Origin of the sequence: Veillonella ratti, from assembly GCF_003992115.1 — a bacterium.
In the GTDB taxonomy this organism is placed as follows: domain Bacteria; phylum Bacillota; class Negativicutes; order Veillonellales; family Veillonellaceae; genus Veillonella_A; species Veillonella_A ratti.
This window is the reverse complement of the sequence record NZ_RQUX01000005.1, coordinates 55,203-72,650: the sequence shown is the minus strand read 5'-3', so window position 1 is coordinate 72,650 and position 17,448 is coordinate 55,203. Positions and strand designations below refer to the sequence as shown.

Here is a 17,448-nt window from a genome sequence, read left to right as displayed (position 1 = left end):
CACTTGAATTTTACTGTATATGGTTAACCGTAGTTTAACCGTTGATTGTATACGATTTACATTGCAGGAATTTTTTACAAGAAGTCTGAGACCACAGGAGGCCACATTATGAAAATGTTATATGAAGGTAAAGCTAAACAAGTATTTGAAACTGAAAACGCTAACGAATATTTAGTACATTACAAAGATGATGCTACCGCTTTTAACGGTGAGAAAAAAGGCACTATTCATGACAAAGGTGTTTTGAACAACAAAATTTCCGCTTTCTTCTTTGAATTGTTGACTAAAGAAGGCGTTCCTAACCATTTTGTTAAACGTCTTAACGATCGCGACCAATTAGTTAAGAAATTACAGATTTTACCATTGGAAGTTATTGTTCGTAACATCGTAGCCGGCTCTTTGTCCAAACGCCTCGGCATCGAAGAAGGTACGCCTTGCAAACGCCCTATCTTGGAATTCTGCTACAAAAATGATGATTTAGGCGATCCATTCGTTAACGAAGACCAAATCCTTGCTTTGGATTGGGCTACGGAAGAACAGATTGCTTTAATCCGTAAATATGCTATGAAAGTTAACGAAGTTCTTAAAAAATTCTTAGCTGACAAAAAAGTAACCTTGGTTGACTTTAAATTGGAATTCGGCGTTCATAACGGTGAAGTATTGTTAGGCGACGAAATTTCCCCTGATACTTGCCGTTTCTGGGATAGCGAAACTAACGAAAAACTCGACAAAGACCGTTTCCGTCGCGACCTCGGCAATGTAGAAGATGCTTACAAAGAAATGTTATTCCGCCTTACCGGCGAACGCGCTTAATAGGAGAGAGCAATGCATTACGACTCTGTATTTGACAAGTGGCATGAAGAGTGTGGCGTATTCGGTATTTACGACCGTCATTTGAATATAGGTAATTTTACCTACTGGGGCTTATTTGCGCTCCAACATCGCGGCCAGGAAAGTGCCGGTATCGCCATCAGTAATGGCAAAGATATTGAAGTAACCAAGGGCATGGGCTTGTTGACGGAAGCGATTAAAACGTTACCGGATGTAGAAGGCGGCTTCATTTCTTCCGGTCACGTTCGTTATTCTACGACGGGCTCTAATAATCCTAAAAATATTCAGCCTTTAGTGATTCATTATCAGGGCGGTGACATGGCCGTAGCGCATAACGGCAACCTTACCAATGCGTTGGCTCTTCGCCGTGAGTTGGAAGATAACGGATCTATTTTCCAGACTACGATGGATTCGGAAGTTATCGTAAACTTGATTGCCCGCTCTAAAGCAGCCAATACGGAAGACCGTATTATTGAAGCGGTGCGTCGCATTGAAGGGGCCTTTTCCCTCGTTATCAGCACGAACGACAAATTAATCGGCGTCCGTGATGCCAACGGTTTCCGCCCGCTTTGTCTCGGTAAAACCGAACACGGCTATGTGCTTTCATCCGAAACCTGTGCCTTGGATGCGATTAAAGCGGAATTTATCCGTCACATCGAGCCGGGTGAAATGGTTATCATCGATGATAACGGTGTGCGCAGTCGCTTGTTTGTAGAATCGGAAAAAGAAATTAATAAAGCACTTTGTGTGTTTGAATATATTTATTTTGCTCGTTCCGACAGTGAAATTGACGGCCAGAGTGTGTATCAGGCCCGCCTTAACATGGGCCGTGAACTTGCTCGTGAAACAAAATATGATGCAGATCTTGTCATGTCCATTCCGGACTCCGGTACGACGGCCGCTTTAGGCTATGCTCGTGAATCGGGGATTCCGTTCGGCGAAGGTCTTATCAAAAACCGTTATATGGGTCGAACCTTTATTAAACCTGACCAGGCACAACGTGAATTGGCGGTGCGCATGAAACTCAATGCGGTAGCCGATGTGGTTAAGGGTAAACGTATCGTTCTCATTGACGACTCCATTGTACGCGGTACTACCAGCGGTATCATTGTGCGCATGCTCAAAGAAGCGGGCGCTAAAGAAGTATACATGTGCGTCAGCTCGCCGGCTATTGAATATCCTTGCCATTATGGTATCGATACGTCGGTCCGTAAAGAGTTGATTGCAGCGACACATACGATTGAAGAAATCAGAGATTATATTAAAGCGGATAAACTCCACTATTTAAGCCGTGAAGGCTTGTGCCGTGCAGTCAGCGGTGTTCCGGAAGCGGAACTGTGCTTTGCCTGCTTCGACGGTGATTATGCAGTAAGTGTTCCTATGGACGAAGATGAGGGAGGCAAATATGTGCTCGAATAAAGGTGGAATTACCTACCGCGATGCCGGTGTTGATATTGATGCCGGCAATAAAGCGGTCGAACTTATGAAAGCGGCGGTAAGACGTACGTATACACCGGGCGTTGTCGGTGATATCGGCGGTTTTGGCGGTTTATTCTCGTTGGCCGGTTTTGATATGAAAGAGCCTATGCTCGTATCCGGTACTGACGGCGTAGGGACTAAATTACGCCTTGCCATCATGATGGACAAACATGATACCATCGGCCAGGACTGTGTTGCCATGAGTGTCAATGATATTTTGGTACAAGGGGCTACACCGCTCTTTTTCTTGGATTACATTGCGGTGGGCAAATTAATTCCTGAACAAGTGGCGACTATCGTGCGCGGCGTTGCGGAAGCTTGTGAAGAATCCGGTTGTGCTTTGCTCGGCGGCGAAACGGCTGAAATGGCCGGTTTCTATGGCGACGGTGACTATGATGTGGCCGGTTTTGCCGTGGGGATCGTGGATAAACCGCGTCTTTTGACCGGTGAAAACATTAAAGCCGGTGACGTACTCTTAGGATTACCTTCCAGCGGTGTACATTCCAACGGTTTCTCCTTAGTCCGTAAGATTGTATTCGATCATAAAAATATGTCCTTGCAGGATGAAATTCCTGAATTCGGTAAAACCTTGGGCGAAGAACTTTTAACGCCGACTCGTTTATATCCGAAAGCCGTATTGCCATCCATTCGCAAAGGTCTCTTAAAAGGCATGGTTCACGTTACAGGTGGCGGTTTCTACGATAATATTCCGCGCATCTTGCCGGAAGGCACAACGGCTCGTGTAAATGCAGATGCATGGCCTAAACTCCCTGTATTTGCCAAATTGCAGGAATGGGGCAATGTAGATATTAAAGAAATGTACCGTACTTTTAACATGGGTATCGGTATGATTTTAGTTGTTGATCCTGAAAATTTAGCGGCTGTAAAAGCACAGCTTGCTAAACAAAACGAAGCTGTTTATGAAATCGGTCGCATTGAAGAAGCCGGTGCGGAACGTGTAATTATGGAAGGTCGTGAATTCATTGGCTAAGCGAATTGCCGTATTTGCCAGTGGTCGCGGATCCAATGCTGCCGCTTTATATGAAGCGATTAAGCAAGGTGAAATCAACGCAGCGGTTGTGGTCGTACTTAGCGACCACGCCGATGCGCCGGTGTTGGCGCGCGCCAAAGAATGGGGTGTACCCACCGTCGTAGTAGAACGCAAAGGCTTTGATTCTAAAGAGTCTTTTGAAAAAGCCATGCTTGACGCTATTGCACCATATGAGCCGGAAGCCATCGTGTTGGCCGGTTATATGCGTCTTTTAGGACCAACGTTCATTAAACCGTACGAGTACAAAATTTTAAACATTCATCCGGCTTTATTGCCGTCGTTCCCGGGCCTTCATGCGCAGGGACAGGCCGTAGCGGCAGGGGTGAAAGTGAGCGGCTGTACCGTTCATTTTGTAGATACGGGAATGGATTCCGGTCCCATTATTATGCAAGCCGTGGTGCCTGTCTATGCAGATGATACGGAAGATACCTTGGCGGCCCGCATTTTACCGGAAGAACATAAAACGTATAAAAAAGCACTGGCCCTCTTCTGTGAGGACAAATTATCGATTAAGAATCATATTGTACACATCGAGGACTAGCCTTTGGGCGGTCCTTTTGTGCCCATTTGGGGCAATTTTGTTGGCTTGGTCAGTTGTAGGAGGTCTTGTATGATTAAAAATGCACTCATCAGTGTATCCGATAAAACCGGCATTGTAGATTTTGCCAAATCCTTGGCGGAATTAGGTGTTACCATTTATTCCACAGGCGGTACTTTCCGCGCTATCGCTGATGCCGGCGTTACGGTACATCAAGTGGATGAATTGACTAAATTCCCAGAAATGATGGATGGCCGTGTGAAAACGTTGCATCCTATGGTGCATGGCGGTATTTTGGCGGTTCGCGACAATGAAGAACATGTAAAAGCTATGGAAGAACATGGTATTCAACCGATTGATTTGGTAGTTGTTAACTTATACCCGTTCCGTGAAACCATTGCCAAACCGAATGTGGCTCTTGAAGAAGCTATTGAAAACATTGATATCGGCGGTCCTACCATGGTTCGTTCCGCTGCTAAAAATAATGCCTTCGTAGGCATCGTAGTAAATCCGGAACGTTATGACGAAGTTATTACCCGTTTAAAAGCTGACGGCGACTTGGGGCGTGATTTCCGCTTTGCCTTGGCTAAAGAAGCGTTTGCGCATACAGCGGCTTACGATACGGCCATTGCCAACTATTTCAGCGAACAGCTCGGTCAGACGCCGTTCCCGCCTGAATATTTACAGGCGTATGAAAAAGTTACCGACCTTCGCTATGGTGAAAACCCGCATCAAAAAGCGGCTTTTTATAAAGAAATCGGCGAAGCATCCGGTATGGGGGCCATGAAACAGCTTCACGGCAAAGAGTTATCCTACAATAATATCGTCGATATGGAAGCGGCTTGGAATATGGTTTGGGAATTTGAAGAACCGGCTGCTTGTATCATTAAACACACTAATCCTTGCGGCGCTGCCATCGGTAAGGATTTGCACGAAGCTTACGTCAAAGCATACGAAGCTGATTCCGTATCGGCTTTCGGCGGCATCGTAGCCTTAAATCGCGAAGTGGATGAAGCAACGGCTACGGAAATGAGCAAACTCTTCTTGGAAGTTATTATGGCGCCTAAATTCTCGGCGAAAGCCCTCAGCATTTTGACGGCGAAGAAAAATATTCGTCTCGTTGAATTGGCTCAGCCGAAAGCCGACCAAGTAGTAGTGAAAAAAGTATCCGGCGGTTTATTGGTACAGACAGAAGATGATTTGAAAGAAGATGAAGCATCTTACACCGTAGTAACGAAAGTTCAACCGACCGAAGTGCAGTGGGAAGAACTTCGCTTTGCCTGGAAGATGGTAAAACATGTAAAATCCAATGCTATTTTAATTGCTAAAGATAAGCAGACCTTAGGCGTTGGCGCCGGTCAGATGAACCGTGTGGGCGCCGCTAAAATTGCCCTCGAAGAAGCGGGCGATAAAGCGAAGGGCGCAGTCCTCGCATCGGATGCATTCTTCCCATTCGGCGATACCGTAGCGACGGCAGCAGAACACGGCATCACAGCCATTATCCAACCGGGTGGATCGATTCGTGATGAAGAATCCATTGCTAAAGCCGATGAAGCGGGCATTGCCATGGTATTCACTCATGTTCGTCATTTTAAACATTAATGAGGAGGCTTTATGAAAGTTTGTGTAATTGGTGGTGGCGGTCGTGAGCATACCTTAGCGTGGAAATTGGCTCAAAGTGATTCGGTTGAAAAAGTATATGCCATTCCGGGCAGCAAAGCCATGGAAGATGTGGCAGAGTGCGTAGCTATTGATTGGCAGGATTTTGGTGCCGTAACTGAGTTTTTGACAAAAGAAAATATCGACTTGGTGGCAATCGGACCGGAAGCACCGCTCGTAGCGGGCCTTGCCGATGCGGTGCGTGAAGCGGGCATTGCCGTATTCGGCCCTTCAAAAGCAGCGGCTCAATTGGAAGGGTCCAAGGTATTTGCCAAAGACTTGATGAAAAAATACAACATTCCTACAGCAGCTTACGGTGTCTTTGATGATGTAGCGAAAGCAGAAGCCTTCATCGATGAAACCGGTGCGCCTATCGTTATTAAAGCGGACGGCCTCGCTGCCGGTAAAGGTGTTGTTGTAGCTATGACAGTAGAGGAAGCGAAAGCTGCCGTAGTGGACATGCTTTCCGCTAATCGCTTCGGCGATGCCGGTCATACGGTAGTTATTGAAGAATTTATGAGCGGCGAAGAAGCGTCTTTATTGGCTTTTGTAGATGGCACAACGGTCGTGCCGATGATTGCTTCGCAAGATCATAAACGTATTTTTGACGGTGACAAAGGCCCGAATACGGGTGGCATGGGGACCTATGCACCGGCTCCGGTAATGACGGACGCATTGCTTAAAGAAGCGTACGATAAGGTGTTGGTACCTATGGTGGTAGCGATGAAACAAGAAGGCATGCCCTATGTAGGTTGCTTATATGCAGGCCTTATGATTACCCCGCAAGGACCTAAAGTAGTAGAATTTAATGCCCGTTTCGGCGATCCGGAAACACAGGTTGTCTTGCCTTTATTGGACGGCGATTTAGGCGAGATTATGATGGCTTGTGCTAAAGGGACTTTAACCGAAGATATAGTGGCATGGAAAAAAGGTAGCGCAGCTTGCGTTATTTTGGCCTCTGCCGGTTATCCGGAAACATCCCATAAAGATGATGTAATTGACGGCGACTTGAACTTTACTGATAATACCTTAATATTCCATTCGGGAACCGCTTATAAAGATGGACATTTTGTGACTGCCGGTGGTCGTGTACTCGGTATTGTAGGTCTTGGTGCCGATTTGCAGGCGGCTCTGGATGTAGCGTACGAAAGAGTAGCCAAAGTAGGCTTTGAAGGGCGTCAGTATCGCAAAGACATTGGTCAAAAAGCATTTGCTCATTTGAGATAAAATTCATCAATTTGTGAAGTTTTAAATCAACTTATTTACGCCTATTGAAAAATAGGTGTATAATAATAACAGAATTTGTCTATTTTGAGTAGTATATGATAGGCCAATGAAGCGGAGCGTGATAGTATGGCGTTATACAAAAATCTTAAACGAGTTCGGACGAGGACCGGCAAAAGCCAGTTGGAAGTAGCACATAGTGTAGGGATTAGCAATGCAGCCCTTTCCAACTATGAAACCGGTTATCGCGAGCCTGATTTAGAAACTTTGAAGCAATTAGCCGTATATTATGGTGTATCCTTAGATGAATTGGCTGAGGTTAAGCCTAGTGCACCTTCGGTTTACGACTTATGGGCTGTTATTAAAAACAAGGAAGTAGCTTTTAATGGCAAACGATACGCCTTGAAGCCGTCACAGCGTCAACAACTGCGCAAGCAGTTGGCCGCTTTTTTTGAAAAATACGACCCGGTAGTCGATAAAGTCGAGAAATAAGGTGCCCCATAAGGTAATCGAATTGATATGAATGACTATAGTAGTTGTAGCTATATTTAGCCTATTCATAATACAGTAATGAATACATCGAATTGATTTTTAGTTGTGAGTAATGGTATGTATGCATTAAAATAGACGAAGCACTAAAAAGGAGTTCGGTCTCAATGTTCTACGTTGAGATCAGCTCCTTTTCGGCTTTTGAGAGACTATAGTCCATGGTCTGTAGATTGATATTTTTGATTTATAGATATGTTTGATATAAAAAATCGGCGTTTTGGCACGTGGTGAAATTATATTGAAAAAAGTGATTGTAAAATAAAAATGGCAGCACCTATTACGATGAAATAATAGGTGCTGCCATGATGTTTAATTAGCGACTGATTTATGTCGGGCTGTTTTACAGTGTAATCGTCGAACCGGGTTCAACTACGAGGCCTTTTTGATTGTGCTTAGCTTTTAGTTCCGCTACAAAGGCATCCGGATCTTCGTCGATAACCGGCCAGGTTTTGTAGTGAATCGGAATGGTTACGTCTGCTTTGATGAGGGACGCTGCGAGTAGTGCATCTTCCGGTCCCATGGTAAAATTATCACCAATTGGTAATAATGCGTAATCCAATTGACCAAAGCGATTTAAGTACTGCATATCGCTGAAGAAAGCAGTATCGCCGGCAAAGTAAAGTGTTTTACCGTAGAAAGTAACGATAACGCCTGCTGCATGACCGCCCGGAATACCGGCACCGTGGAAGGCAGGGGTAAGGCGGATGGAACCGAATTCAAAGTCGTGTTTGCCGCCCAAATGCATGGCGTGAGCTTTAAGACCGGCCTCTTCGGCTTTGTGAGCCACTTCGGCGGTAGATATTACGAGGGCATCATTGGCTTTGCCGATAAGGTCCGCATCGCCGTAATGGTCGCCGTGACCATGGCTGATAAAAATATATTGGCATTTAATATCTTCCGGTTTGGCTTTTTCCCAAGTATTGCCGTTGAAGAACGGATCAAATACGATAGATGTTTCGCCGTTGGATAACATAAAGGTAGAATGACCGTAATACGTTAATTTGACTTCCATAAAAGACGCCTCCTTGTGATTTAAATATTAGACTACTGTTATAATTAATGATACCATAGAAATAGATTGAATTACATAAATTTTACATATTTCAAACAACGTTAATCAGCAGAAACGTTAGTGCTGTATAATATTTACGATTTAATGGCGGTGCGTGATGTATATTCCATCATTGCCGTAGATTGAATGAGTAGGGGATAAACTATGGAATTAACACATTTTGATGAAGCCGGTAACGCCCGCATGGTGGACGTCAGTGAGAAGGCCGTTACTTCGCGGACTGCTGTGGCTGAAGGCTATATATCGGTTAATGCGGAGATTTATGAACGCATTAAGGCGGGGACTATGAAAAAAGGCGATGTTTTGGCGGTGGCTCAACTGGCGGCGATTATGGGCGCCAAGAAAACATCGGATTTAATTCCTTTGTGTCACCCTTTGATGCTCAGCAAGGTGGCTGTTATTTGTGAGCTTGATGAAAAGCGCCGGGCCGTGCGTATTGAAGCGACTGTTAAGACATCAGGTCAAACCGGGGTTGAAATGGAAGCGTTAACCGCTGTACAAGTGGGGCTCCTTACGGTATACGATATGTGTAAAGCCATCGATAAGAGCATGGTTATGGGACCGGTTTATTTAGTGGAAAAAGCGGGTGGCAAGAGCGGTCATTTTGTTAATAATAATCGGCCGGCTAAGTAAATTTTAGAATGAAATATACTAAGTGGTGTTTTCAAACATAAAGCACCCTATCCTCAATAAAGACTTGAACCATACTCCATAATTAGGTAAAATAAGATGTTAGACTAAATAGATTCAATGACAGAAAAGAGTGTATTATGGAAATTGTATTGGTAGAACCGGAAATTCCCGGTAATACAGGAAATATTGCCCGCCTTTGCGCGGCCAATCACATGACCTTACATTTGGTAAAACCGTTGGGTTTTAAGTTGGAAGATAAATACTTGAAACGAGCCGGCCTCGATTACTGGGATCTGGTGGATGTACAGGTTCATGAAAACTTACAAGAAGTATATGATAAATATCCCGACCGTCGTTATTTCTATGCAACGACTAAAGCGAAACATACCTATGCCGAAGTAGAGTATCAGATTGGTGATATGCTCGTGTTCGGTAAGGAAACGAAAGGGTTACCGGAAGACTTGTTGGCGGCGAATTATGACCACACAATTCGCATCCCCATGATAGCGGAAGCCCGATCCTTGAATTTATCCAATTCGGTGGCGATTATCGCCTATGAAGCGATGCGCCAGTTGAATTTTCCGGATTTAAAAAACTTTGGTCATTTAACAATGAAAGGTGGAATTTAAAAAATGAATTACGATAAGGCCTACGAATTACAAAAAGCAATGCGTGAGAGTGAAGAATATAAAGCGTTGATGACGGCGCAGGAAGCTGTTGAAGGTGACAGCACTGCTAAAGGTTTAATTGAACAATTCTTGATGCAACAGATGCAATGGGAGTACGCTAAAATGGCAGAAGCACCTGAAGCGGAAGAAATCGGTAAAAAATTGGAAGAATTAATGCCTATGATTCAGGCTAACTCCGGCGCGCAGGCTTACTTGCAGGCGCATGTACGTTGGACTCAAGTTTCCAACGACATTTATCGTATTATCAGTGAACCTATTACAGAAGGAATGAAAATTCTTGAAAAAGCTAAACAGTAATTTACAAGCTCTTTATACTGATTTACAGCAAATTGTATCGTCCGGTTCACTCCGTTGTCATGAGCCTTTGGCGGCGCACACGACGTTTAAAATCGGCGGGCCGGCCGATATTTTTGTGACGCCTCAAACCATGGGCCAATTGAGTCAGGTCTTGGCGGCGATTCATAAAGCGGACGTACCGCTTACCGTTTTGGGCAGCGGATCCAATGTTTTGGTCCTCGACGGCGGTATTCGCGGCGTCGTATTGTCGCTTAGCGATATGCGTGAAACCATGGCCGCCATTGACGGAGTAATGACTGTCAGTGCGGGGTATATGTTAAAAGATGCATCGGAATTCGCTTACGCAGCCGGTCTTACGGGCATGGAATTTGCCATTGGCATCCCGGGTACTTTAGGCGGTGCCGTATTTATGAATGCCGGTGCCTATGGCGGTGAAATGTGTCAGGTGGTAACCAAGGTTCGTGCCGTTGATATGGCCGGCCATGTGGCGGAATACAATGCGGATGAATTGGCATTTGCCTATCGTCATAGCCGTTTCCATGAAAGCCATGAAATTATCGGCGAAGTGGATATTCGCTTAAAAGAAGGCGATAAGGATGAAATCTTGGCGCTCATGGAAGATTTAACGCAGCGCCGTGAAAGTAAGCAGCCACTGGAATATGCCAGTGCCGGATCCACTTTTAAAAGGCCACCGGGCTATTTTGCAGGCACCTTAATTGAGCAGACCGGCCTTAAAGGCCTTGCCGTAGGTGATGCTGAAGTATCGCAGAAACACGCCGGTTTTGTCATTAATAAAGGGCAGGCATCGGCTAAAGATGTGTTAAATTTAATCCATAGCGTGCAGGCTCGCGTAGCGGAAGCGCATGGTGTAAATTTAGAAACCGAAGTTCGCATTATCGGTGAAGAAGCACACAATTAAAAACAAGCACATAATAAGCAGTATTTAATTTGTGCCTTCGCAACAAATTTTTATATAAGGTTTGGCTCGAATGGGAAGAAACCTACATTTAGGTTTTTCTATTTGAGCCAAAAATTATTATATCGGGAAATGTTAAAATGTGGTTGACATCACTCTGTCAAACCATGTATAATATTTCGGTAAGCATTTGAATCTTATTCCATTAGCCCCGGAAAGAGAGCAGGATGCTTTTTGGTAAAGTTAGTCGTTATGAGGAGGAATTAGCAGCATGAAAACCACATATATGGCCAATCCGAACACTATCGAACGGAAATGGTATGTTGTTGACGCTGAAGGTAAAACTTTAGGACGCCTTGCTGCCGAAGTAGCTAAAGTTCTTCGGGGCAAAAATAAACCAACTTTCACACCACATGTTGACACCGGTGACCACGTTATCGTAATCAACGCTGAGAAAGTTCGTTTCACAGGTAAAAAATTAGAACAGAAAACGTATTTCCGTCATTCCGGTTATCCGGGCGGTTCCACATTCGTTACTCTTGGTAACATGTTGGCAAAACACCCTGAACGTGTTGTGGAAATGGCAGTTCGCGGGATGCTTCCTAAGAACAAATTAGGCGCTCAAATTTATCGTAAATTGAACGTTTATGCAGGTCCTGAACATCCACATGCAGCTCAGAAACCTGAAGTTTTGGAATTTGATATTCGGTAATTTCCGGGAGGAGGAACATACACATGGCAGTAGCTCAGTACTACGGTACAGGCCGTAGAAAATCTTCCGTTGCCAGAGTTCGTCTGGTACCGGGCACAGGTAAAATCACGATTAACAAACGTGAATTAAACGAATACTTCGGTCGTAAGACTTTGGAATTGATCGTAAAACAACCGCTTAACCTTACCGGTACGGTTGAACAATATGATGTAATCGCCAGCGTTGAAGGTGGCGGTCCATCCGGTCAAGCAGGCGCAATCCGTCACGGTATTTCCCGTGCGTTGCTCGGCGTTGACGAAGAACTTCGTCAGTCCCTTAAAAAAGCCGGCTTCTTGACTCGTGACCCACGTATGAAAGAACGTAAAAAATACGGTCTCAAAAAAGCTCGTAAAGCATCCCAGTTCTCGAAACGTTAATTTTCGATTACAAATGGAAAACCCCACAAACCTCGGTTTGTGGGGTTTCTTTTTTTTATCTGAAGCTTTTATTAAATTATCGTAATATTATATTTTCGCTTTAATACTTTATTCACTAAAATCCTATTGATTTTATATCGAAAAAAATCTATAATAAACTTATAAATGTAATATTTAAAAATATTGCGAAAGTTTTAGAAAAGAGGAGATATTATGAAAAAACGTGCATTATTATTAGCTGTTGTAGCAGCTACTGTAACATCCGCAGCTTTTGCTACACCACAAACTCAATGGCAAGAAGGTCAATGGCAGGTAGATTTGGGGGCTTGGAATGTGGAAGCCGGCGTTGATGCCAACAAACTTATCGGTGAAGGTGGCGATGTGACTACCGGTGATAAATGGAACTTAAACGGTGGTGTAACTTACGGTTTGAATGACCGCTGGGCAGTTCAATACAATTACTATGGTTTAGAAACTAAGGGCAACAGTGAAACTGCCGGTATTGGCACTGATGGCAACAGCCAGGAAGTAAATGCACTTTATTCTATTAATAAAAATTTTGCCGCTTATGCAGGTTATAACCGCATTAAAAATAAATTAACTTATGAAGGCGACAGCTTATCTAAAACTAATAACGTAGCTCAAATCGGTATTATCGGTAAAGCACCTATTACCGATAAATTGGATGTATACGGTAAAGCCGCTATCGGTACTAAAAATACTACCATTTGGGAAGCGGGCCTCGGCTACAGCATTACCCCTGATTTAGATGTGAGTGCCGGTTATCGTTATGTAAATACTAAATTGGTTGATAAAGGTGATTTTGATGCGGCTGATGATGCTAATATCAGCTACAAAGGTTTCATTGCCGGTCTTTCTTATCGTTTTGGCGGTGACCGTGATGAAGCTCCGGCTCCACAACCGGCAGCACCTGCTTACCGTCCACAGCCACAGCCTCAAGCTACACCGGTAGTGCAACAAGCTCCGGTACGCAATGATTATTACTTAGAAAGTGTTCACTTCGGTTTTGACGAAGATCAACCGCTTAGCACTGAACAGTCTAAATTAGATCATTTTGTACAGGTAGCTAAAGCTAACCCTACGCATACCTTCAAATTGGTAGGTAATACTGATTCCCGCGGTACTGATGGTTACAACAATGCATTGTCCCAACGTCGTGTTGATAATGTAGCTGCTTATGCTCAGAGCCAAGGTGTACCGGCATCCCAGTTAGTACTTAACTACAAAGGTGAAAATGATCCGGTAGCTTCTAATGACTCCGACCAAGGTCGCGCCGACAACCGTCGTGTAGATATTTGGGAAAATAAATAATTGAATCACTGAAAAATTGGTTTATAATTTGTGTAATTTGTGTTACACTGATTATGTTAGCAGTTAACATATGTCCTATGAACATATACAGGGGGTCCTCAAAGAGGACTCCCTTTTGGGTTGAGTTATACGGATACACATATTTTTATGCGGATGAGCTTAACTGCTAACCGGAATAACCGAAATTGAGAGGTAATTATTTATGAATACATTTGTTATCGTTTTAATTGCATTCATGGCGGCTATCGGTCCGCTCAGTACGGATATTTATTTGCCGGGGCTACCGGCGATTGCTCGTGATTTGGGGACTACCGCATCGGGTGGGCAGCTCAGCTTGACGACCTGCTTAATCGGCTTGGCCTTGGGGCAAATTCTAATCGGCCCTTGGAGCGATGGCGTGGGACGCCGTAAGCCGGTTATGGTATCCTTCGTGGGTTTTGCCATTGCCTCATTTTTATGCGGCACCGCTACAACGCTTACGGAATTTCTTGTATGGCGTTTTGTGCAAGGTGTGGCCGGCGCCGGTTGTATTGTATTGAGTCGTTCCATTGCCAGTGATACCCATTCAGGTAATGAGTTAACTCGTTTTATTTCGCTGTTGGTACTCATTACATCGGTCGTGCCGATTGCGGGGCCTGTTATTGGTGGGCTGTTACTGCAATATTGGAATTGGGAGGCCATTTTCTTGTTATTAACGGCGTGCGGTATTATCGGCGCTGTATGGTCCATGACAACTTTGCCGGAAACATTGCCCGCAGAGAAACGCTTGCAAGGCGGTTTAACAGAATCGCTTCGCAATATGGTAGCCTTGTGGAATAATAAAAACTATCGCGGCTACTTTTTGGTGCAGGGCTTTGCCTCCATGGGGCTTTTTGGCTATATCGGGGCATCCCCGTTTATTATGCAGGGTTTGTACGGTTTTACGCCTACCGAGTTCAGTATTTTCTTTGGCGTCGGATCCGGGTGTTTAGCCTTGGGGGCCCAGATCTTCGGTCGTCTCAGTAAGAGTCTCGGCGAACGCACTGTGTTATGGTGGGGCAATGTAGGGGGCGCCCTTATTGGCGTAATCTTATTGCTTATAGCGGCTGTGGAACCTGCGAGCCCGTTGTTTATTATGATTGCCTTGGCACTTGTTATTTTCAGTTGCGGCTGTACCTTACCGCTCAGTTTTTCCAGCGGTATGAATGCTCATAAAGGGATGGCCGGCAGTGCTTCCGGTTGGCTCGGTGTTATTTCTTTCGTAGCCGGCGCCGTAGCGTCACCGCTCGTAGGTATCGGTGGCGGTAATAGCATGTGGCCTATAGCTGTCTTGGTGGTAGTTGAGCACATGGCATCCTTAATGAGTATGAAAGTGTTAATTAACGAAATGGACTAGTTGTTGACATAGACCTATAATTCGAGATTTGTCGGTCTTTTTATTCATACTTTATTGACAGGAATTGCATTAAAGAGTAAAATGTAATAGACACACATACATGTTGTGTGTGTCTATTTTTTAAAAATTAATCCTATATAAAAAGAAGGATTTAGAAGTTTATAATTTGAAGAGGAGAGAGATTATGATTAAAGATAAATCTATTGAAGAAGCTAGAGCAGAGATACATTTTACCCGTAAAATGAACGCCTGCCCAATCGATTTTTCACCATTCCAATCCAGCAATCCGCGCGCTATTGGGGAACAAAAAGAATATGAAGGCCGCGATGCATCTAACTTCAATCGTCGCCAGAAATATGCCGATCCTGAAGAACCGCAATTCACTACACCATTTGGTGACGGTGAAGGGGAACTTCCGGTAGAAGAAGGCCGTTACCGTTTAATCTGGTCCCGTCATTGCCCTTGGGCTAACCGCGTATCTATCGCCATTGATTACCTTGGTTTGGATAAAGTAATTTCTAAAGGCGTCGTTGATCCGCTTCGTCCGGCCGGCGTTATCGGCGACTGGTTCTTCACCCTTGACGAAGGCGATGTAGACCCTGTTTTAAAAATCCACTCCCTTGGTGAAGCGTATCGCAAAGGTGACCCTAACTACGATCAGCGTTCTACCGTTCCGGCTATTGTTGACGTGAAAACCGGCGCTGTTGTTAATAATGACTACCATGTATTGACTACCGAAATCGCTACGGCGTTCAAGAAATTTATTGATCCGTCCGTGCCTGATATTTATCCGGAAGACCTTCGTGAAGACATCGATGCGCTTAACGAAGTTATTTATGCGGACGTTAACTTAGCGGTTAACTTGGCGGCTATGGTTAATAATCAGAAAGATTATGAATTTTACTTCAATCGTATTTTTGACCGTTTAGATTGGTTGGAAGAACGTCTCGGCCGTATGCGTTACCTCATGGGCGACACCATTACGGACCCTGATATTCGTTTATTCGTAACGTTACAGCGTTTTGACCTCGTATTCTATCAAAAATACTTTGTTAATAAAAAACGCTTGGTAGACTATCCAAACCTTTGGAATTATGCAAAAGATTTATATTCCATTCCGGCCTTCGGCAATAACACGGACTTCGACTCCATGCGTAAACGTTTCTACTATGTAGACCATACGCCAATCGAAGACTTACCTCGTTTGGTTCCATTGGGTCCTGATGATTCTATCTGGGCTGAACCGAACGACCGTGCTGAAAAATTCGCTAAATAAGAGGCTTTTATGAAGGGGATGGATGAAAATACAGCCACGATTGTGGAGTTAATCCGAGAGACGGATATAACCAATCGTCCTGACTTATTAAATCTAGCCAAAGTGGCCTTTATCGATTACGTTGCTTCCACCTTAGCCGCTCGTAAGGAGTCTAAGGTGGTGGCCTTGGCTAAGGAATTGGCTACGCGACGGCTGGCCGAAGGGAACCGAAAATTAATCGGCCAACCCTTTGAAACGGCGCCTGAGTATGCCGCTTTCTTTAACGGCTTTTGCTCGCATTATTTAGATTATGATGATGCCCAGGCCAATATTGCCGGGCATTTCAGTACCGTCCTGTTTTCCGTGTTATTAGCGGTAGCTAAGCCGACGGATACGGTGCTCGATATTCTGACCGCCTATGTGGTAGGCGCTGAACTGGAGGGCATTTTGGGGGCCTATTTAAACCCTAATCACAAGGTGGCCGGTTGGCATTCAACCGGTACGATTGGTCCGTTAGGTGGTGCGGCGGCGTTAGCTAAATTGGCAAAACTGTCGAGTTCTGAAACGGCTCAATTATTATCCTTAGCCGGCACGCAGTCGGCCGGCATGGGCTTTGAAGCGGGCTCCGATACGAAGCCGCTTCATTCCGGTTTTGCCGCTCGTAACGCAGTATTCGCCTTTTGGCTGTTGCAAACTACGAGTTTGACCGCTAATCAGAATGTGTTTAATAATGAAACCGGTTGGCTTAATACCTTTGGGCAGGTTCCGGTGACTCCGGATGAATTACGTTCAAAATGGTTAGCACCCGGTCAAATCAGTAAGCCCGGCTTGTGGATGAAGTTACATCCCTATTGTTCGGCGGCTATTTGCGGTGTGTCAGCGTGTGAGAAAATTCGCAGGGAACAGTTGTCGCCTCAAGGTTACAGTTGGTCTGATATTGAAACGGTAACGTTTCATTTTCCGCCTAAGGCAGATACGGCTCTTCGCTATAAGAATCCGCAAAGCGGCCAGGAAGGTCGTTTTTCCATGGAATTCGTGGGCTGGCAAATGCTCAGTTTGGGTCATATAGATGATGAACTTTTTAAAGAGTCATCCGTACCGGCTGAGTTTAAAGCAGCCCTTGAAGCGGGCCGATTCAAACGCACGAATGATTTACCGGCGGTAGCTAAAGATGTGCGTGTAATAAAAGTGACGGTTCGTCTAACTGACGGTACCGAATTCAGCTATACCGAAGATGCCCCCTTAGGTTCTCCCAATAAGCCGTTTACGGCGGCGATACTGGCGACTAAATTAACGAATGCCACGTCGGGGGACTTCAGTAAACAATTGCTTGCCATGCTAGTTGACTGGCCAAACGGCACAATGGCTGCCGTGCTAGAGCAGTTATAATATTTGTTGCAAGTTATACATATATGGTGTT

At 44.7% G+C, this 17,448-nt stretch carries 18 protein-coding genes; 17 read left to right on the top strand and 1 reads right to left on the bottom strand.

Annotated elements, in window-relative coordinates; genetic code table 11:
- Nucleotides 1-108: 108 nt before the first annotated feature.
- The 7 genes from purC (at nt 109) to EO124_RS03420 (ending at nt 7,274) form a co-directional block, all read left to right on the top strand.
- Complete coding sequence (gene purC, locus EO124_RS03450; protein WP_127058343.1) at nt 109-813, top strand: phosphoribosylaminoimidazolesuccinocarboxamide synthase; 705 nt, start codon at nt 109-111, stop codon at nt 811-813.
- Between the two features lie 12 nt (nt 814-825).
- A complete protein-coding gene (gene purF / locus EO124_RS03445) occupies nt 826-2,250 on the top strand; it encodes an amidophosphoribosyltransferase (RefSeq protein WP_127058342.1) in 1,425 nt (474 codons plus the stop codon).
- Nucleotides 2,237-3,301 carry a phosphoribosylformylglycinamidine cyclo-ligase gene (gene purM, locus EO124_RS03440; RefSeq protein WP_127058341.1) on the top strand — a complete coding sequence of 355 codons (1,065 nt, stop codon included), beginning with the start codon at nt 2,237-2,239 and terminating at the stop codon, nt 3,299-3,301. Before purF ends, purM begins: the two co-directional genes overlap by 14 nt.
- The gene (gene purN, locus EO124_RS03435; protein WP_127058340.1) at nt 3,285-3,902 is read left to right on the top strand and encodes a phosphoribosylglycinamide formyltransferase; all 618 of its coding nucleotides are present in this window, start codon (nt 3,285-3,287) and stop codon (nt 3,900-3,902) included. Before purM ends, purN begins: the two co-directional genes overlap by 17 nt.
- Nucleotides 3,903-3,971: 69 nt before the next feature.
- On the top strand, nt 3,972-5,501 hold the full coding sequence (gene purH / locus EO124_RS03430) for a bifunctional phosphoribosylaminoimidazolecarboxamide formyltransferase/IMP cyclohydrolase (protein ID WP_127058339.1): 1,530 nt from the start codon (nt 3,972-3,974) through the stop codon (nt 5,499-5,501).
- Between the two features lie 12 nt (nt 5,502-5,513).
- Entirely contained in the window at nt 5,514-6,785 is a 1,272-nt protein-coding gene (purD, locus tag EO124_RS03425; protein WP_127058338.1) for a phosphoribosylamine--glycine ligase, read from the top strand.
- 126 nt (nt 6,786-6,911) lie between these two features.
- Complete coding sequence (locus EO124_RS03420) at nt 6,912-7,274, top strand: helix-turn-helix domain-containing protein (RefSeq protein ID WP_127058337.1); 363 nt, start codon at nt 6,912-6,914, stop codon at nt 7,272-7,274.
- Nucleotides 7,275-7,671: 397 nt separating this feature from the next.
- Here the strand turns inward: EO124_RS03420 and EO124_RS03415 are convergent, their stop codons facing one another.
- Nucleotides 7,672-8,343 (bottom strand): metal-dependent hydrolase, encoded by a 672-nt coding sequence (locus EO124_RS03415; protein WP_127058336.1) that lies wholly within the window; start codon nt 8,341-8,343, stop codon nt 7,672-7,674.
- A 204-nt stretch (nt 8,344-8,547) separates the two neighbouring features.
- On the opposite strand from EO124_RS03415, the gene moaC reads away from it, so the two are divergent.
- From moaC to EO124_RS03365, 10 genes are all read left to right on the top strand, one after another.
- Nucleotides 8,548-9,036, top strand: coding sequence for a cyclic pyranopterin monophosphate synthase MoaC (moaC, locus tag EO124_RS03410; RefSeq protein ID WP_127058335.1), 489 nt, complete (start codon nt 8,548-8,550; stop codon nt 9,034-9,036).
- A gap of 137 nt (nt 9,037-9,173) precedes the next feature.
- Complete coding sequence (gene trmL / locus EO124_RS03405; protein ID WP_127058334.1) at nt 9,174-9,665, top strand: tRNA (uridine(34)/cytosine(34)/5-carboxymethylaminomethyluridine(34)-2'-O)-methyltransferase TrmL; 492 nt, start codon at nt 9,174-9,176, stop codon at nt 9,663-9,665.
- A gap of 3 nt (nt 9,666-9,668) precedes the next feature.
- The gene (locus EO124_RS03400; RefSeq protein WP_127058333.1) at nt 9,669-10,022 is read left to right on the top strand and encodes a YlbF/YmcA family competence regulator; all 354 of its coding nucleotides are present in this window, start codon (nt 9,669-9,671) and stop codon (nt 10,020-10,022) included.
- A complete protein-coding gene (gene murB, locus EO124_RS03395) occupies nt 10,003-10,941 on the top strand; it encodes a UDP-N-acetylmuramate dehydrogenase (RefSeq protein WP_127058332.1) in 939 nt (312 codons plus the stop codon). Before EO124_RS03400 ends, murB begins: the two co-directional genes overlap by 20 nt.
- A gap of 268 nt (nt 10,942-11,209) precedes the next feature.
- A complete protein-coding gene (gene rplM, locus EO124_RS03390) occupies nt 11,210-11,650 on the top strand; it encodes a 50S ribosomal protein L13 (protein ID WP_127058331.1) in 441 nt (146 codons plus the stop codon).
- 23 nt (nt 11,651-11,673) lie between these two features.
- Complete coding sequence (gene rpsI / locus EO124_RS03385) at nt 11,674-12,066, top strand: 30S ribosomal protein S9 (RefSeq protein WP_006555777.1); 393 nt, start codon at nt 11,674-11,676, stop codon at nt 12,064-12,066.
- A 213-nt stretch (nt 12,067-12,279) separates the two neighbouring features.
- Nucleotides 12,280-13,398, top strand: coding sequence for an outer membrane beta-barrel protein (locus EO124_RS03380; protein WP_206512530.1), 1,119 nt, complete (start codon nt 12,280-12,282; stop codon nt 13,396-13,398).
- A 202-nt stretch (nt 13,399-13,600) separates the two neighbouring features.
- On the top strand, nt 13,601-14,773 hold the full coding sequence (locus EO124_RS03375) for a multidrug effflux MFS transporter (RefSeq protein ID WP_127058329.1): 1,173 nt from the start codon (nt 13,601-13,603) through the stop codon (nt 14,771-14,773).
- Between the two features lie 184 nt (nt 14,774-14,957).
- On the top strand, nt 14,958-16,049 hold the full coding sequence (locus EO124_RS03370) for a glutathione S-transferase C-terminal domain-containing protein (protein WP_241230656.1): 1,092 nt from the start codon (nt 14,958-14,960) through the stop codon (nt 16,047-16,049).
- A 9-nt stretch (nt 16,050-16,058) separates the two neighbouring features.
- Complete coding sequence (locus EO124_RS03365) at nt 16,059-17,417, top strand: MmgE/PrpD family protein (protein ID WP_206512529.1); 1,359 nt, start codon at nt 16,059-16,061, stop codon at nt 17,415-17,417.
- The last annotated feature ends 31 nt before the right edge of the window (nt 17,418-17,448 follow it).

Bases quoted from the DNA above. Each gene is read 5' to 3' on its own strand.
- EO124_RS03415 (WP_127058336.1), bottom strand. From the start codon at position 8,343: ATGGAAGTCAAATTAACGTATTACGGTCATTCTACCTTTATGTTATCC.
- EO124_RS03380 (WP_206512530.1), top strand. From the start codon at position 12,280: ATGAAAAAACGTGCATTATTATTAGCTGTTGTAGCAGCTACTGTAACA.
- purC (WP_127058343.1), top strand. From the start codon at position 109: ATGAAAATGTTATATGAAGGTAAAGCTAAACAAGTATTTGAAACTGAA.
- purH (WP_127058339.1), top strand. From the start codon at position 3,972: ATGATTAAAAATGCACTCATCAGTGTATCCGATAAAACCGGCATTGTA.
- moaC (WP_127058335.1), top strand. From the start codon at position 8,548: ATGGAATTAACACATTTTGATGAAGCCGGTAACGCCCGCATGGTGGAC.
- purM (WP_127058341.1), top strand. From the start codon at position 2,237: ATGTGCTCGAATAAAGGTGGAATTACCTACCGCGATGCCGGTGTTGAT.
- EO124_RS03420 (WP_127058337.1), top strand. From the start codon at position 6,912: ATGGCGTTATACAAAAATCTTAAACGAGTTCGGACGAGGACCGGCAAA.
- EO124_RS03400 (WP_127058333.1), top strand. From the start codon at position 9,669: ATGAATTACGATAAGGCCTACGAATTACAAAAAGCAATGCGTGAGAGT.
- EO124_RS03375 (WP_127058329.1), top strand. From the start codon at position 13,601: ATGAATACATTTGTTATCGTTTTAATTGCATTCATGGCGGCTATCGGT.
- EO124_RS03370 (WP_241230656.1), top strand. From the start codon at position 14,958: ATGATTAAAGATAAATCTATTGAAGAAGCTAGAGCAGAGATACATTTT.
- rpsI (WP_006555777.1), top strand. From the start codon at position 11,674: ATGGCAGTAGCTCAGTACTACGGTACAGGCCGTAGAAAATCTTCCGTT.
- purD (WP_127058338.1), top strand. From the start codon at position 5,514: ATGAAAGTTTGTGTAATTGGTGGTGGCGGTCGTGAGCATACCTTAGCG.
- EO124_RS03365 (WP_206512529.1), top strand. From the start codon at position 16,059: ATGAAGGGGATGGATGAAAATACAGCCACGATTGTGGAGTTAATCCGA.
- purF (WP_127058342.1), top strand. From the start codon at position 826: ATGCATTACGACTCTGTATTTGACAAGTGGCATGAAGAGTGTGGCGTA.
- rplM (WP_127058331.1), top strand. From the start codon at position 11,210: ATGAAAACCACATATATGGCCAATCCGAACACTATCGAACGGAAATGG.
- trmL (WP_127058334.1), top strand. From the start codon at position 9,174: ATGGAAATTGTATTGGTAGAACCGGAAATTCCCGGTAATACAGGAAAT.